Annotated in this window: 17 protein-coding genes; 4 read left to right on the top strand and 13 right to left on the bottom strand. The window is 72.4% G+C overall.

Going from position 1 to position 15,248, the window contains the following annotated elements:
- The 6 genes from ACFXGA_RS35360 to ACFXGA_RS35335 all read right to left on the bottom strand — a co-directional run.
- Window positions 1–511, bottom strand: a 511-nt coding sequence (locus ACFXGA_RS35360; protein WP_378095802.1) for a response regulator transcription factor, incomplete at its 3' end; no start/stop codon positions are given.
- Between the two features lie 2 nt (window positions 512–513).
- The gene (locus ACFXGA_RS35355) at window positions 514–2,166 is read right to left on the bottom strand and encodes a sensor histidine kinase (protein ID WP_378095799.1); all 1,653 of its coding nucleotides are present in this window, start codon (window positions 2,164–2,166) and stop codon (window positions 514–516) included.
- A 40-nt stretch (window positions 2,167–2,206) separates the two neighbouring features.
- A complete protein-coding gene (locus tag ACFXGA_RS35350) occupies window positions 2,207–3,031 on the bottom strand; it encodes an ABC transporter permease (RefSeq protein ID WP_378095796.1) in 825 nt (274 codons plus the stop codon).
- Window positions 3,028–3,870, bottom strand: a complete 843-nt coding sequence (locus ACFXGA_RS35345; RefSeq protein ID WP_378095793.1) for an ABC transporter permease — start codon at window positions 3,868–3,870, stop codon at window positions 3,028–3,030. The genes ACFXGA_RS35350 and ACFXGA_RS35345 overlap by 4 nt, the downstream gene beginning before the upstream one ends.
- Window positions 3,870–5,012 (bottom strand): spermidine/putrescine ABC transporter substrate-binding protein, encoded by a 1,143-nt coding sequence (locus ACFXGA_RS35340; protein ID WP_378095790.1) that lies wholly within the window; start codon window positions 5,010–5,012, stop codon window positions 3,870–3,872. The genes ACFXGA_RS35345 and ACFXGA_RS35340 overlap by 1 nt, the downstream gene beginning before the upstream one ends.
- Complete coding sequence (locus ACFXGA_RS35335) at window positions 5,005–6,165, bottom strand: ABC transporter ATP-binding protein (RefSeq protein WP_378095787.1); 1,161 nt, start codon at window positions 6,163–6,165, stop codon at window positions 5,005–5,007. The genes ACFXGA_RS35340 and ACFXGA_RS35335 overlap by 8 nt, the downstream gene beginning before the upstream one ends.
- A 196-nt stretch (window positions 6,166–6,361) precedes the next feature.
- Between ACFXGA_RS35335 and ACFXGA_RS35330 the strand changes: the two genes are divergently transcribed.
- Entirely contained in the window at window positions 6,362–6,619 is a 258-nt protein-coding gene (locus ACFXGA_RS35330) for a DUF2631 domain-containing protein (protein WP_378095785.1), read from the top strand.
- 190 nt (window positions 6,620–6,809) lie between these two features.
- Entirely contained in the window at window positions 6,810–7,298 is a 489-nt protein-coding gene (locus tag ACFXGA_RS35325; RefSeq protein WP_378095782.1) for a beta-class carbonic anhydrase, read from the top strand.
- A gap of 52 nt (window positions 7,299–7,350) precedes the next feature.
- Here the strand turns inward: ACFXGA_RS35325 and rlmN are convergent, their stop codons facing one another.
- On the bottom strand, window positions 7,351–8,457 hold the full coding sequence (gene rlmN / locus ACFXGA_RS35320; protein ID WP_378095780.1) for a 23S rRNA (adenine(2503)-C(2))-methyltransferase RlmN: 1,107 nt from the start codon (window positions 8,455–8,457) through the stop codon (window positions 7,351–7,353).
- Window positions 8,458–8,590: 133 nt separating this feature from the next.
- On the opposite strand from rlmN, the gene ACFXGA_RS35315 reads away from it, so the two are divergent.
- Entirely contained in the window at window positions 8,591–9,253 is a 663-nt protein-coding gene (locus ACFXGA_RS35315) for a PadR family transcriptional regulator (protein ID WP_378095777.1), read from the top strand.
- A 1-nt stretch (window position 9,254) separates the two neighbouring features.
- Here ACFXGA_RS35315 and ACFXGA_RS35310 read toward each other — a convergent pair whose 3' ends face one another.
- On the bottom strand, window positions 9,255–10,238 hold the full coding sequence (locus ACFXGA_RS35310; RefSeq protein WP_378095775.1) for an aldo/keto reductase: 984 nt from the start codon (window positions 10,236–10,238) through the stop codon (window positions 9,255–9,257).
- A 24-nt stretch (window positions 10,239–10,262) separates the two neighbouring features.
- Window positions 10,263–11,009, bottom strand: coding sequence for a class I SAM-dependent methyltransferase (locus ACFXGA_RS35305; protein ID WP_378095772.1), 747 nt, complete (start codon window positions 11,007–11,009; stop codon window positions 10,263–10,265).
- 54 nt (window positions 11,010–11,063) lie between these two features.
- On the opposite strand from ACFXGA_RS35305, the gene ACFXGA_RS35300 reads away from it, so the two are divergent.
- Window positions 11,064–11,882 (top strand): VOC family protein, encoded by an 819-nt coding sequence (locus ACFXGA_RS35300; protein ID WP_378095769.1) that lies wholly within the window; start codon window positions 11,064–11,066, stop codon window positions 11,880–11,882.
- A 3-nt stretch (window positions 11,883–11,885) separates the two neighbouring features.
- On the opposite strand, the gene ACFXGA_RS35295 is transcribed toward ACFXGA_RS35300, so the two are convergent.
- The 4 genes from ACFXGA_RS35295 to tsf form a co-directional block, all read right to left on the bottom strand.
- Window positions 11,886–12,740 carry a phosphatidate cytidylyltransferase gene (locus ACFXGA_RS35295; protein ID WP_378095766.1) on the bottom strand — a complete coding sequence of 285 codons (855 nt, stop codon included), beginning with the start codon at window positions 12,738–12,740 and terminating at the stop codon, window positions 11,886–11,888.
- An 86-nt stretch (window positions 12,741–12,826) separates the two neighbouring features.
- Window positions 12,827–13,384, bottom strand: coding sequence for a ribosome recycling factor (gene frr, locus ACFXGA_RS35290; RefSeq protein WP_378095763.1), 558 nt, complete (start codon window positions 13,382–13,384; stop codon window positions 12,827–12,829).
- A 46-nt stretch (window positions 13,385–13,430) separates the two neighbouring features.
- Window positions 13,431–14,141 carry a UMP kinase gene (gene pyrH, locus ACFXGA_RS35285; protein ID WP_141984185.1) on the bottom strand — a complete coding sequence of 237 codons (711 nt, stop codon included), beginning with the start codon at window positions 14,139–14,141 and terminating at the stop codon, window positions 13,431–13,433.
- 139 nt (window positions 14,142–14,280) lie between these two features.
- Window positions 14,281–15,096, bottom strand: coding sequence for a translation elongation factor Ts (gene tsf, locus ACFXGA_RS35280; RefSeq protein ID WP_378095761.1), 816 nt, complete (start codon window positions 15,094–15,096; stop codon window positions 14,281–14,283).
- Window positions 15,097–15,248 lie beyond the last annotated feature (152 nt).

Below are 15,248 nucleotides of genomic sequence, written 5' to 3'. Positions count from 1 at the left end.
CAGTCCCCAGGCCGAGCAGGGACAGCACCTCGACCTCGCGCTCGGTCAGCGCCTCGACCTGCCGCATGGCCGCCTGGCGGCGCGGCTGGCCGACCTGCGCCACCATCCCCACCACCCGGCTGGTCACCATGGGTGACAAGTACGCCTCGCCCGAGTGAACGGCACGCACCGCGCGGAGCAGTTCCTCCGGCGCGGAGTCCTTCAGCAGGAACCCGGCCGCGCCGTCCGAGAGCGCGCGGACGATGTTGTCGTCCTCCCCGAACGTGGTGAGCATCACGACCCGCACGTCCGGCGCCGCGGTCCGCAGCTCGCGGGCGGCGGACAGGCCGTCCAGCCGGGGCATCCGGATGTCGAGCACGGCGACGTCGATCCGCCGCTCCAGCGCGATGCGCACGGCGTCCCGGCCGTCGCCCGCCTCGGCGACCACGTCGATGTCGTCGGCGGTGCCGAGGATGGCCTTGATGCCCGCGCGCATCAGCGGCTCGTCGTCGGCGATGAGGACCCGGATCACGTTCACATCCCCTGCAGGTGGGTGTTCTTCTCGACGAGCCTGCCGTCCGCGAAGCAGAAGCGCACGATCCTGGTCGCCCGGGACGAGTAGGTCTGCCGGTCGGCCACGCGGTACTGGCACTGCGCCCCGGCGGGCTCGGGCTCGGCGTCGGACCTGATGTCGCCCACCGGGGGCTCCGCGCCGCCCGGGAGCCTCGCCATCACCTCCGCCTGCGACTGCCCGACCGTCACCGAGTCGTACAGCTCGTCGGACACGACCTTGGTCACCGGCTGCGTCCCGATCCACGTGTAGCCGCCGACGACCACCAGCACCACGAGCCCGGCCAGCACGATCGACCCGACGCCCGCCCACTTGCGGATGCCGGTCGGCTTGGCGGGCTCGGCCGGCTGGTCGTCGGACGGCTCGTCGCCCGCCGCGGCGGTGTCCTCGTACGGCAGCACGGCCGCGATCCGGAACCCGCCGGTCGGCAGCTCGCCGACGTGCAGCATGCCGCCCGCGAGCCGCACCCGTTCGCCCAGGCCGATGAGGCCGAACCCGGCCCCGGCCGGGAGCCTGGCGCGGGACGGGTTGTTGCGGACCTCCACCACCAGCGCGTCCGGCTCGTACTTCACGGTGACCTGCACGCTCGCGCCCGGCGCGTGCTTGTTGGCGTTGGTCAGGCCCTCCTGGGCGATCCGGTAGGCCGCGTGGCTCACCTTCGCGGGCAGCGGCACGGGCTGCCCGCCGCGCACCAGGCCGACCCGCACCCCGGCCCGCCGCGCGCCGTCGACCAGCTCGTCGATCGCGTCCACCGTCCGGTTGTCGGCGCCCGTCCCCCGCACCGGGTCCTCCGCGGGCTCCTCGTCGCGCCGCAGCACGCCGATGACCCCGCGCAGCTCCTCCATCGCGGTGAGGGCGGCGCTGCGCAGCACCCGCACCGCCTCGCGCTGGCGCTCGCCGAGTTCCGGGTCCATGGCCAGCGCGCCCGCGTGCACGGAGATCAGGCTGAGGCGGTGGCCGAGGCTGTCGTGCATGTCCTGGGCGATGCGGTTGCGCTCGCGCAGCCGCACCTGGCGCGAGACCATCCGGCGCTCGCGCACCTGCCGCTCCTCGCGTTCCTGCAACGCCGCGACCAACGCGTTGCGCTGCGCCGCGTACCGGCCGACCAGGAACGGCAGGGCCACCACCATGCAGTAGACGGTGAGCATCACCCACGAGCCGAACGGCCCGGACAGGCCGGGCGTGGACAGGCCCCAGGCGAACATGTGCACGGCGAGCGCGAGGACGGCGGTCAGCAGCGAGCGCTGCCACGCCGCGATCCGGTAGCCGGCCGCGTAGGACAGCATGACCGCCATCGCGATGCCGCCGTGCTCGGAGCTGAAGACCACCCACGTGCCGATCAGCAGGGCGAGCGCGGGGAACAGCAGCCGGGACAGGTAGAGCGCCACGTACCCGGTGCCCAGCGCGAGCAGCACCCACCCGGACGGCCGCCAGTCGCCCGTGACCCAGCCCGGGAACACGTCCAGCCCGAGGAGCACGACGACGGCCAGCACCTCGCGGCCCACCCGCCACGGCGTGACCCGGCCGAGGCGCTCGGCGTGGGTGCGCAGGAACGCGGCGGGCGCCTCCCGCAGGTCCGGCAGGGCGGGCCGGAGCCGCTGCACGACAGACGTCACAGCCGACCACGGTAAAGAACAACCCGGGCGACCGGGGCGTTCATTGGTCTCGACCGCCGCCGACGAAAGTTGACGCCGACGCCGCGCGACGGGCCCGCCAGGCGACCACGAGCACGCCCGCGACCAGCAGCACCGCGCTCACCGCCACCATCGCCGTGGACAGCGCCACGATCTCCGGCGACACGCCACGCCGCCCCGCCTGGGCGTACACGAACACCGGCAGCGTGGTGGAGCCCACCCCGGTCAGGTAGCTCGACGTCACCACGTCGTCGAACGACAGCAGGAACGCGAACGCCGCGCCGGCCGCGACCGCGGGCGCCACCAGGGGCAGCGTGATCGTGCGGAACGCCACCAGCGGGCTCGCGCCGAGGTCGGCGGCGGCCTCCTCCAGGCGGTGGTCCATGCCCGCGACCCGCGCCCGCACCACGACCACCACGAAGCTCAACGAGAACGCGACGTGCGCGGCCAGCAGCGCACCGAACCCCAGCGGGATGCCCGCGAGCTTCACGCAGAACCCGAGCAGCGCGACGCCCAGCACCACCTCGGGCACCACCAGCGGCAGGCTCAGCAGGACCGTCCACGCGCCCCGGCCGGGGAACGCGCGGCGCAGCCCGAACGCCGCGAGCGTGCCGATGGCGGTCGAGACGACCGCGCTCGTGGCCGCCAGGCGCAGGCTCAACCCGAGGGCGTCGAGCACCCGCGCGTCCTCGGCCAGCGCGACGTACCAGCGCGTCGACAACCCGGTGACGCGGCTCAGCGACCGGGAGTCGTTGAACGACACCAGCGCCAGCCACGCGATCGGGGTGTAGAGGAACAGGAACACCAGCGCGGAGACCGCGCCCAGCACCCACGGCCGCCGGTTCACAGCACGTCCTCGCCGCGTCGGCCGCGCGCCACCAGCACGAGGACCACCAGCATCAGCAGCAGCACCGCCATCGCCGACCCCAGCGGCCAGTTGTTGCCGCCGCGGAACTGGTCGTCGATCACGCTGCCGAACGTCGACTGGTCCACCCCGCCCAGCAGCCGGGGCGTCACGAAGTCGCCCGCCGCCGGCACGAACACCAGCAGGGACCCGGCGAGCACCCCCGGGAGCACGCCCGGCAGGACCACCCGGGCGAACGTGGACGCCCGCCCGTGGCCCAGGTCGTGGGACGCCTCCACCAGCCGGTGGTCGAACCGCTCGCACGCGACGTACAGGGGCAGCACCATGAACGGCAGGAACCCGTAGGTCAGCCCCACGACCACCGCGCCGTGCGTCAGCAGGAAACCCCCGTCGCGGTCCAGGCCCACGGTGGCGAGCAGCCGGTTGACGAGCCCTTCGCCGTCCAGCAGGGCCTTCCACGCGTAGATCCGGGCGAGGTAGCTCGACCAGAACGGCACCAGCACCGCCACCAGCAGCGCCGTCCGGTACCGCCCGCTGCTTCGGGCGATGAACCACGCCAGCGGGAAGCCCAGGAGCAGGCACAACGCCGTGGTCGCCGCCGCGTACGCGACGGTCCGGCCGAAGATCGGCAGGAACGCCGGGTCCAGCGCCGTCGCGTACGCCCGCAGCGTCCACGGCAGCACCGCGCGGGCCACCCCGGTGTCGCGGGTGGCGAAGCTGAACTGCACCACCAGCGCCAGCGGCGCGATCAGGAACAGGCCGAGCCACACCCCGGTCGGCGCGAGCAGACCGGTGGCGACCAGCCACCGCGGTCGGGCCATCAGCCGGTCTTGACCCTGGTCCACGCGTCCGCGTAGCGGGCCTCCACGTCCGCGCCGAGGTCCTTGGTGAACGGCAGCTTCGCCAACTGCTCGTCCGACGGGTACACCAGCGGGTCGTTCAGCAGCTCCGGGTCGATCAGGGGCTTGGCGGCCTCGTTCGGGCTGCCGTACCGGATGGCGTTGGCCAGCGCCGCGCCGACCGACGGCTCCAGCACGTAGTCGATGAACCGGTGCGCGTTCTCCGCGTGCGGGGCGTCCTTCGGCACGCAGAGCAGGTCCACGTAGGACAGGCCGCCCTCGGCGGGGATGGCGTAGGCCAGGTCCTCGTTCGCGTCCCGGGCCTGGAACGCGTCGCCGGAGTACGCCTGCGCCAGCGGCACCTGGCCGGAGCTGAGCGGCTCGATCACGTCGGAGGTGATCTGGCCGAGCTTCTTCTTCAGCTCCAGCAGCACGGTCACCGCGTCGGCGAGGTGGGCCGCGTCGGTCGTGTTCGGGTCGTGGCCAGCCTTGAGCAGGCCGAGCGCCAGGGCGTCGCGCGCCTCGTCCAGGATCGTGCTGCGGCCCTGCGCGGCGGCCAGGTCGAACGCGGAGAAGCCGGTGACCTCGCCGAGCTGCGACTTCGAGTAGGCCAGGCCGGTCGTGCCCCAGGCCCACGGCACGGAGTAGGCGTTGCCGGGGTCGTAGTCGGCCTCGGTGAACCGCTTGGCCACGTTCTTCAGGTTCGGCAGCAGGTCGTGGTCCAGCGGCGTGAGCAGGCCCGACCGCAGGAACCGGCGCAGGAAGTTGTCGCTGGGCACGACCAGGTCGTACCCCGCCGCGCCGGAGGCGATCTTGGCCTCCATCTCGTCGTTGGAGCTGAAGTTGTCGTAGGTGACCTCGATGCCCGAGGCGTCCCGGAAGCCGGTCAGCGTGTCGGGCGCGATGTAGTCGGTCCAGTTGTAGAAGTTCAGCTTCGGCTCGGCCACCGCGTTGGTCGCCTTCGCCTTCGTCGTGGGCGCGCCGGACGTGCCGGTCGGCGGCGCGCTGCCGACCCCGCACGCGCCGGTCGCGGCCAGCGCGAAGAACGTCGCCGAGCGCAGCATGGTCCGGCGGCTCACGCGGGGGTCCCAGAGTCGGGCGATCCGCAGGTTGTCGTCACTCATCGGCGTTCTCCAGCAGCACGGTGAAGTCGGGGTCCCAGGCCATCCGCACGGGCTGGCCCGGCGAGCCCGCGTCGGCGACGCGGTGGGTGTTCTGGACGAACGCGACCAGTTCCGCGCCGCCCGGCACGTCCACCACGTACTGCGTGGACACGCCCGTGTAGACGACGTCGCGGACGGTGCCGGTGAGCACGCACCAGCCCGCCGGCGGCTCGTCGGCCAGGTCGTGCAGGTGCACCTTCTCCGGGCGCACGGTCGCCGCGACGCGCTGCCCGTGGCGCAGGGCGCGGCCGTTCAGCGGCGCTCTCAGGCCGGTGACGCCCGGCGCGTCCAGCACGGTCCAGCGGCCGTCCACGCCGGACACCCGCGCGTCCAGGATGTTGGAGGTGCCGATGAACCCGGCCACGAACCGGGTGGCCGGGCGCTCGTAGACGTCCTCGGGGTAGCCGACCTGCTCCAGCCTGCCCGCGTTCATCACGGCGACGCGGTGCGACAGGACCAGCGCCTCCTCTTGGTCGTGCGTCACGTACAGGAAGGTGGTGCCCACCTCGCGCTGGATGCGCATCAGCTCGATCTGCAGCTCCTTGCGCAGGACCGCGTCCAACGCGCCCAGCGGCTCGTCCAGCAGCAGGAGGCGGGGACCGGCGGCGAGCGCGCGGGCGATCGCCACGCGCTGCTGCTGGCCGCCGGAGAGCTGCGCGGGCCGCCGCCGCGCGTACCGCTCCAGCCGGACCAGCTCCAGGTGCTCGCCGACCACCTGCCTGAGCCGCTCGCCCCGCACGCCCTTGCGCTTGACGCCGTAGGCGACGTTGTCCCAGACCGACATGTGCGGGAACAGGGCGTAGGACTGGAAGACGGTGTTCACGTCACGCCGGTAGGGCGGCACGCCGACCACGTCCACGCCGTCGAGTTCGATGCGGCCCGCGGTCGGGTGCTCGAACCCGGCGATCATGCGCAGCAACGTCGTCTTGCCGCAGCCCGACGGCCCGAGGACGGAGAAGAACTCGCCTTCGTGGATCCGCAACGTGACGCCGTCCACCGCGGTCTGGTCGGAGAACCGCTTGGTGACGTCGTGGAGGCCGACCTCGACGGGTGCGAAGGTGTCCGGCATCCGGCCCTCGGCGGGGTGGAAGTTCGCTACCGGCTGTTCGGTCAACCTCGTCGCCTTCCTGGGCACGCGCGGAGCCCTGGGGCCTGGCGGGGTGGGGTGCGCGCACGTGCGCGGGGTGAGGGTAGACGCCGCGGCGGGTGCCGCGCACCTCACGTGCCGGGTCGCGCGCGTGTGTGCGACGATGACCACGGAAGTGACCCTGGTGGGGTTGTACGTGATCGGGCAGGAAGGTCGTGCGGCTGTGTCTTCGTCCTCGGAACTGGACAAGCGTCCGGCGGTCGACCCCCACGACGAGCCGTCGGTCGAGTGGGGTTGGCACGGCACGTTCCCGAAGGGCATCAAGATCGCGGGCTGGCTGTCGACCCTGGCGGTGTTCGCCCTGCTGATCGGCAACCACCACGGCCGTACCGAGAACATCTGGGTGATCGCCGTGGGCGTCGGCATGGCCGCCCTGCTGATCTGGGACCAGGTCCGCAGCCGCACCTCCTGGCGCCGCTGACGCCTCGAACACCCCCGGACGGCCCCGCGCACACCGTGCCGGGGCCGTTCGCGTGGCTCGTCCACCTGCTGGGTGGCGGGCGGCCGAGTGGTTCCACGCCGTGGACAACGGTGCACGCGGGCGCGTGCGGCAGTTGGCTCAGTGTCGCGCGGCGCGACGGCACGACCACTCCCAGTGAAAGAGGCCCACCATGTCCGTCACGGACGACCTCATCGCGAACAACGCCGCCTACGCCGCCCGGTTCACCGGCCCGCTGCCCCTGCCGCCCTCGAAGGGCGTCGCCGTGGTCGCGTGCATGGACGCCCGGCTCGACGTCTACCGCGTGCTCGGCCTCCAGGAGGGCGAAGCCCACGTCATCCGCAACGCGGGCGGCGTGGTGACGGAGGACGAGATCCGCTCGCTGGCGATCAGCCAGCGCCTGCTCGGCACGCGCGAGGTGATCCTCATCCACCACACCGACTGCGGGATGCTCACCTTCACCGACGACGAGTTCAAGCGCGCGATCCAGGACGAGACCGGCGTCAAGCCGGCGTGGGCGGCCGAATCCTTCACCGACCTGGAGGAGGACGTCCGCCAATCCGTCGCCCGCATCCGCAACAGCCCGTTCGTGCCGGTGCGGGACTCGATCCGGGGCTTCGTGTTCGACGTGGCGACGGGCAAGCTGAACGAGGTCCCCTGACCCACCGGGACGGCGCCGGCCCCCGAGGGGGCCGGGTCGCCGTCGGTCCGGCTCAGCCCTCGGCGGCGAGCTGGCCGCAGGCCGCGGCGATCTCCTGACCACGCGTGTCGCGCACCGTGCACGCGACGCCCTGCTCGTTGACCCGCCGCACGAACTCCCGCTCCACCGGCTTCGGCGACGCGTCCCACTTCGAGCCCGGCGTCGGGTTCAGCGGGATCACGTTCACGTGCACCAGTTGGCCGAGGTGGCGGCGCAGCAGCTTGCCCAGCAGGTCCGCCCGCCACGGCTGGTCGTTGATGTCCCTGATCAGCGCGTACTCGATCGACACCCGGCGGCCGGTCCGGTCCGCGTAGCCGCGAGCCGCCTCCAGCACCTCGGCGACCTTCCACCGCGTGTTCACCGGCACGAGCGTGTCGCGCAGCTCGTCGTCCGGCGTGTGCAGCGACACCGCGAGCCTGACCTGGAGGTTCTCCTCGGTCAGCTTCCGGATCGCGGGCACCAGCCCGACCGTGGACACGGTCACCGAGCGCTGGGAGATGCCGAGCCCGTCCGGCGCGGGGTCGCAGATCCGGTGCACCGCCTCCACCACGCGCTTGTAGTTGGCCAGCGGCTCGCCCATGCCCATGAACACGATGTTCGACAGCCGGCCGGGGCCGCCGGGCAGCTCGCCGTCGCGCATGGCCGCCGCGCCCCGGCGCACCTGGTCCACGATCTCCGCGGTGGACAGGTTGCGCGTCAGGCCGCCCTGGCCCGTGGCGCAGAACGGGCACGCCATGCCGCACCCCGCCTGCGACGAGATGCACAGCGTGGCCCGATCCGGGTAGCGCATCAGCACGCTCTCGACCAGCGTGCCGTCGTGGGCGCGCAGCAACGTCTTGCGCGTCGTGCCGCCGTCGGCCTCGACGCTGCGCAGCTCCGTCCACAACGGCGGCATGAGGTCGTGCACCAGCCGCTCGCGGGCGGCGGCGGGGATGTCGGTCATCGCGTCGGGGTCGACGGTCAGCCGGCCGAAGTAGTGGTTCGACAGCTGCGCGGCGCGGAACGGCTTCTCACCGAGCGCGGCGACGGCCTCCCGGCGCTGGTCGGCGGAGAGGTCGGCGAGGTGGCGCGGCGGCAGCCCGCGCTTGGGCGCGTCGAAGACGAGGGGGAGGGCAGTCATAGCGCCCTCCAGTGTCCCACGTGCGGGGAGTGCCCAGGACCACACCGGTCGCATCCGACTGTCATCGTTGCATCGCGATACGTTCCGATATATCGTAGACATGTCGGAACCGATCGACAGAAGGAGCACGACGATGCGATCCCACGAACACCGGCACCACGGACGCCGGCACCACCGCGAGCACGGCTTCGGCGACCCGCGACACGGGTTCGGCGGCGGCTTCGGCCCCGGCGGCCCGTTCGGCGGCGGCCCCCCGATCCCGCCCGAACCGCCCGGCTTCCCCGGTCACGGCGGTCCCGGGCGCGGCCGGGGTCGGGGTCGGGGCGGGCGGCAGCGCAGGGGCAACGTCCGCGCGGCGGTCCTCGCGCTGCTCGCGGAGAACCCCATGCACGGCTACGAGATGATCCAGGAGATCAGCCGCCGCACCGACGGCCTCTGGCGGCCCAGCCCCGGCTCGGTCTACCCGACCCTGCAACTGCTGGCCGACGAGGGCCTGGTCGCCTCCACCGAGGAGGCGGGCGGCAAGAAGCTGTTCACGCTGACCGAAACCGGTCGGGCGGAGGCCGCGAAGCTGGAGGGCGCGCCGCCCTGGCAGCAGGTCAACGACGACCTCGACACGAACGTGGCGAAGCTGCGCACGGCGGCGCGCCACCTCGTCGCCGCCATGCAGCAGATGGCGCACGCGGGCACGCACGAGCAGCAGGCCCGCGCCGTCGAGGTGCTCGGCGAGGCCCGCCGCAAGCTGTACGCGATCCTCGGCGAGCTGGACGTCGAGGAGGACGAGCCGGAGGAGTGACCTACCAGCGGTCGTGGACCAGCGGCCGGATCAGCTCGTCGTACACCGCGCGCACCTCGTCGCGGGCCTGCTCCGAGAGCGGCGCGAGGTCCGCGGCGGCCGAGTTGGCACGGGCCTGCCCGGCGTTGCGGGCACCGGGGATGACCACGGTGACGCCGGGCTGGTCCACGATCCACCGCAGCGCGAACTGCGCCATGGTCGCCCCGGCCGGCACGAGCGGCCGCAGCCGGTCCACCGCCTCCAGGCCGACCTCGAACGGCACGCCGGAGAACGTCTCGCCGACGTCGAACGCGTCGCCGTTGCGGTTGTAGTTGCGGTGGTCGTCGGCGCCGAACGTGGTCGACGCGCTGTACTTGCCGGACAGCAGGCCCGAGGCGAGCGGAACGCGGGCGATGATCGCCACGCCCGCTTCCGCCGCCGCGGGCAGCACCCGCTCCAGCGGCTTGAGCCGCAACGCGTTCAGGATGATCTGCACGCTCGCGACGTTCGGCCGGGCGATCGCGGTCAGCGCCTCCTCGACGGTCTCCACGCTCACGCCGTACGCGGCGATCCGCTTGGCCTCGACCATCTCGTCGAGCGCGTCGAACACCTCGTCGGTCGAGTAGACCGGCGTCGGCGGGCAGTGGAGCTGGACCAGGTCGAGCGTGTCCACGCCCAGGTTGGCGCGCGACCGGTCGTTCCAGGCCAGGAAGTTCTCGCGGGTGTAGTTCTCCGGCGCCTGCTCGACGCGGCGACCCATCTTGGTCGCCACCGTGATGCCGGCGTCGCCGCGCTCGCGGAGGAACTTGCCGACCAGCGTCTCGCTGCGGCCGTCGCCGTAGACGTCGGCGGTGTCGAAGAAGTTCACGCCGGTGTCCGCGGCGGCGTGCAGCACGGCCAGCGCGTCGGACTCCTCGACCTGGCCCCAGTCCGCGCCGAGCTGCCAGCAGCCCAGACCCACGACGCCGACCTGCCGACCCAACCTGCGCGCGTCCCTGTTCTCCACGTCCCGAATACTAGGTGAGCGCTCTCAGGGCACCACCAGCCCGGCCGGCTTGCGCCGCACGTGCAGCCGGTAGCCGACCTCGAACGACAGGCCGGGCGTGGCCGCGATGGCCCGCTCCGCGACCGCGGCGGAGAACTCGATCCGCAGCACGGCCTCCAGGTCGGCCCGCCGCTCGAACCGCCACAGCGCCCGCACGCGGCGCAGCGAGAACCCCTGGTCGGCGAAGAACCGCTCCACCTCCACCGGGTTGTAGCGCGGCTCGTCGGCGCACAGCCACGGGCCGTACGGCGCGGCGAGCCCGTCGAGGTCCACCACCGCCAGCGCGCCGCCGGGCCGCAGCACCCGGTCGGCCTCCCGGAGCCCCGGCTCGCAGCCCGGTCCGAAGAAGTACGCGGTGCGGGCGTGCACCAGGTCGGCGGTCGCGTCGCGCAGCGGCAGGCGTTGCGCGGGCCCGGCCAGCACGTCCGCGTTCGGCACGTCCGCCACCCGCGCCCGAGCCCGCCGCACCAGCGGCGGGTGCGGCTCGACCCCGGTCACCGACCGGGCCTCCCGCGCGAAGACCGGCAGGTGGAAGCCGTCGCCGCAGCCCACGTCGACCACGTCGCGCCCGGCCCAGTCGCACTCCTCGCGCAGCGCGGCCCAGATGGCCCCCTCGACGTCCTGGGCGCGGTTCTCGACCTCGTAGACCTCGGGCCAGTGCCAGATGTTCGGGCTCGGCAGCACGTCGGCGGGCCGGACCGCGGCCAAGGCGGCGCGTACGAATCCCTTCACGGGACGACTCTAGAGCCGTAGCGTGATCACACCGTCGGCCAGCAGGAGGTTTGCGTGTCGATCGTCCCCAACTCCCCCGCCCTGGCCGAACTCCACCACGGCGCGCCGTGCTGGGTGGACCTCGCCACCACCGACCTCGACGCGACCCGCGACTTCTACACCGGTCTGTTCGGCTGGCACTTCGCCGACTCGGCCGGCGGCGCGGTCGCGACGGTGGACGGCGTGCCCGTGGCCGAGCTGGTCGCGGCCGACCAGCCGAGCGCGTGGACGCTGTACCTGAACACGCCGCACGCCCGTGCCACCGCCGAGAAGGCGCACGTGCTGGGCGGCACGGTCCTCGCCGAGCCCTCCGACTCGGTCACCGTGCTCGCCGACCCCACCGGCGCGGTGGTCGGCTTCCGGCACGTGCCGCAGGACTGGCTGTTCGGCGCCGACGGGCACGGCGCGTACGCGTGGGCGGAGCTGAACACCCGGGACGGGCACGCGGCGGACGCCTTCTTCGGCGAGCTGTGCGGGTTCGAGATCACCCAGATCGGCGACGGGCAGGCGGTCGACTACACGCTCTGGGCCGTCCAGGGCCACACCGTGCTGGGCCGGCAGCGGATGGGCCGGGCGTTCTCGCCCGACACCCCGCCGCACTGGATGGTGTACTTCACCGCCGCGCCCGAGATCGGCGCCGACTCCGTCGCCACGAGGGTGCTGGAGCTGGGCGGGCTCGTCACGGTCGAGCCGTACGACACGCCGTTCGGCCGGATCACCGTGGTCGCCGACCACACGGGCGCGGTGTTCTCGGTCATCGACCCGTCCCGCACCACGCCCCTCCCGGAGGAGGAGCAGACCGAGACCCGGGTCGAGGACCCCTACGACGACTGAGCGCTAACCGGGCACGAAGGTGTGCAGCAGCAGCCACGCCACCACGGCCGACGGCAGCAGCGAGTCCATCCGGTCCATCAGGCCGCCGTGCCCGGGCAGCAGCGTGCCCATGTCCTTGATCCCGAGGTCGCGCTTGATCAGCGACTCGACCAGGTCGCCCGCCGTGGCGGTGACCACCAGCGCCGCGCCGAACAGCGCGCCCTGCCACCACTGCCCGTCCAGCATCAGGTCGACGGTGAGCGCGCCGCCGACCACACCCGCCACCATCGAGCCCGCGAAGCCCTCCCAGGACTTCTTGGGGCTGATGGTGGGGGCCATCGGGTGCCTGCCGAACAGCACACCGGCCACGTAGCCGCCAGTGTCGGACAGGACGACCCCGATCAGGAACGCGAGCACGCGGAACACTCCGTCGTCCGGCACGACCAGCATGACCGCGAACGACCCGAACACGGCCACGTACGCGACCGTGAAGACGGCCGCGGTGACGTCCCGCAGGTAGCCGTCGGCGCCGTCCTTGAGCCGCCAGATCAGGCAGACCAGCATCGTCACCACGAACGCGCCCAGCACGCCGGCCCGCTCGTACGGCCAGGCCAGCCACACCACCGCCTGCGCGCCCACCAGCACGGGCAGCAGGGGCAACCGGATGCCCGCGCCCCGCTTCAGCGCGCCCGCCAGCTCGTACACCGACACCGCGACCGCGACGGCCACCACGGCGACGAACAGCTGGCGCACCGTGAACAGGGACACGAGGATGACCGCGCCCAAGCCGACGCCCACGGCGATGGCCGCGGGCAGGTTGCGCCCGGCGCGTGACGCGCTCTTCCCCGGCGCGCCCTGGTCACCGCCGCTGCCTGACACCTGTTGTGCTCCTATCACGGCCGCCCACCGGCCAAGCGACGCGCGCGACCGGTGGTGACCCGGTCCGCCGGACCCGACGTGACCACCTAGACCTCGAGCAGCTCGGCTTCCTTGTGCTTGACCAGCTCGTCGATCTGGGCCACGTAGCGGTGCGTGACCTGCTCCAGCTCCTTCTCGGCCCGGGTGCCCTCGTCCTCGCCGACCTCGCCGTCCCTGACCAGGCGGTCCAGCTCCTCCTTGGCCTTGCGGCGGATGTTGCGGATGGACACCTTGGCGTCCTCGCCCTTGCCCTTGGCGACCTTCACCATCTCGCGGCGGCGCTCCTCGGACAGCTGCGGGATCACCACGCGGATGATCGAGCCGTCGTTGCTGGGGTTCACGCCCAGGTCGGAGTCGCGGATGGCCTTCTCGACCGCGTTGAGCTGGCTCGCGTCGTAGGGCTTGATCACCGCCATGCGCGCCTCGGGGATGGCGATGCTGGCGAGCTGGTTCAGCGGGGTGGGCGAGCCGTAGTACTCGACCACGATGCGGGAGAACATCGAGGGGTTGGCCCGGCCGGTGCGCACCGCGGCCAGGTCCTCCTTCGCCACGGACACCGCTTTTTCCATCTTCTCCTCGGCGTCGAGGAGGGTCTCGTCAATCACGGCTGACTCCCTTGGTGTGCGCAGTTCGGCTCGAATCCCAGCAGGTCTAGAAGGACGGGCGACCACCGGGGGTGCTCACCAGCGTGCCGATCTTCTCACCACGCACGGCGCGCGCGATGTTCCCCTCGGTCAGCAGGTTGAACACCATGATCGGCATGTTGTTGTCCATGCACAGGCTGAACGCGGTCGCGTCGGCGACGTTCAGGCCGCGTTCGAGCACTTCCCGGTGGGTGATGTTGTCGAACATCAGCGCGTCCGGGTCGATCTTGGGGTCGGCGGTGTAGACGCCGTCCACGGCCTTGGCCATCAGCACGACCTCGCAGCCGATCTCCAGCGCGCGCTGCGCGGCGGTGGTGTCGGTGGAGAAGTACGGCATGCCCGCGCCGCCGCCGAAGATCACCACGCGGCCCTTGTCGAGGTGCCGCATGGCCCGGCGGGGGATGTAGGACTCGGCGATCTGGCCCATCGTGATGGCGGTCTGCACGCGCGTCTCGATGCCGTGCTCCCGCTCCAGGAAGTCCTGCAGGGCGAGGCAGTTCATCACGGTGCCGAGCATGCCCATGTAGTCCGCGCGGCTGCGGTCCATGCCGCGCTGCTGCAACTCCGCGCCGCGGAAGAAGTTGCCGCCGCCGATCACGACCGCGACCTGGACCCCGGTCCGGACGACCGCGGCGATCTGCCGCGAGACGGTCTGCACGACGTCGGGGTCGACGCCGACACCGCCCCCGCCGAACATCTCGCCGCCCAGCTTGAGCATCACCCGGCGGTAGCCGTGGATGGGCTCGTCCTCGACGTGATCCGCTTTCGCGTGGTCTACCTCTGCGCTCACAGGTGCTCCTCTGGACACGGCAAGGGCGGGGTCGCGACGTCTGCGCGCAACCCCGCCCTCACGCGGATCAAGCCTGGCCGACCTCGAACCGGGCGAAGCGGGTCACGGTGACCCCGGCCTCGTCCAGCACGGCCTTGACGGTCTTCTTGGACTCCGTCACGGAAGCCTGCTCCAGGAGCACGACGTCCTTGAAGAAGCCGTTCACGCGACCCTCGACGATCTTGGGCAGCGCCGCCTCCGGCTTGCCCTCCTCGCGAGCGGTCTCCTCGGCGATGCGGCGCTCGTTGGCGACCACGTCGGCGGGCACCTCGTCGCGGGTGAGGTAGCGGGGGCGCATCGCGGCGATCTGCATCGCGGCGCCGCGCGCGGCGTCCTCGTTGTCGCCGGTGTACTCGACCACGACGCCGACGGCGGGCGGCAGGTCGGCGGCGCGGCGGTGCAGGTAGGTGGTGACGGTGCCGTCGAAGACGGCGACCTTCGCCAGCTCCAGCTTCTCGCCGATCTTGGCGGAGAACTCCTGGACGACCGCGTCGACGGCCTTGCCGTCGAGGTCGGCGGCCTTGAGGGCCTCGACGTCCGCCGGACGGGTGGCCTTGGCGACCGCGACGATCCGGGCGGCCAGCTCCTGGAAGTCGGCGTTCTTGGCGACGAAGTCCGTCTCGCAGCGCAGCTCGATCATCACGCCGTCCTCGGCCACGACCAGGCCGTTGGAGGTCGTGCGCTCGGCGCGCTTGCCGACGTCCTTGGCGCCCTTGATGCGCAGGATCTCGACCGCCTTGTCGAAGTCGCCGTCGGCTTCCTCGAGCGCCTTCTTGCAGTCCATCATGCCTGCGGCGGTCAGCTCGCGGAGGCGCTTCACGTCAGCGGCGGTGTAGTTCGCCATCGTGCGATTTCCGTTCCTTCTGCGGTCTGGTCGTCGGCTTGGCCGCTGACTCTTTCAGTCGACTCCGCCGACGCGGTTACGCGCTCGGTGGTGCGGGTGTGCTGGTGCGGTGCCGATCCCGCGGCGCGCCGCGCCCGCCTCGGTCGAGGGCC

Source organism: Actinosynnema sp. NPDC059335 (assembly GCF_042752395.1).
In the GTDB taxonomy this organism is placed as follows: Bacteria; Actinomycetota; Actinomycetes; order Mycobacteriales; family Pseudonocardiaceae; genus Actinosynnema.
The sequence above is the reverse complement of the archived record's forward strand: the minus strand, read 5'-3'. Positions and strand labels throughout refer to the sequence as shown.

Bases quoted from the DNA above. Each gene is read 5' to 3' on its own strand.
- pyrH (WP_141984185.1), bottom strand. From the start codon at position 14,141: ATGCTCAAGCTGGGCGGCGAGATGTTCGGCGGGGGCGGTGTCGGCGTC.
- ACFXGA_RS35340 (WP_378095790.1), bottom strand. From the start codon at position 5,012: ATGAGTGACGACAACCTGCGGATCGCCCGACTCTGGGACCCCCGCGTG.
- tsf (WP_378095761.1), bottom strand. From the start codon at position 15,096: ATGGCGAACTACACCGCCGCTGACGTGAAGCGCCTCCGCGAGCTGACC.
- ACFXGA_RS35345 (WP_378095793.1), bottom strand. From the start codon at position 3,870: ATGGCCCGACCGCGGTGGCTGGTCGCCACCGGTCTGCTCGCGCCGACC.
- ACFXGA_RS35325 (WP_378095782.1), top strand. From the start codon at position 6,810: ATGTCCGTCACGGACGACCTCATCGCGAACAACGCCGCCTACGCCGCC.
- rlmN (WP_378095780.1), bottom strand. From the start codon at position 8,457: ATGACTGCCCTCCCCCTCGTCTTCGACGCGCCCAAGCGCGGGCTGCCG.
- ACFXGA_RS35315 (WP_378095777.1), top strand. From the start codon at position 8,591: ATGCGATCCCACGAACACCGGCACCACGGACGCCGGCACCACCGCGAG.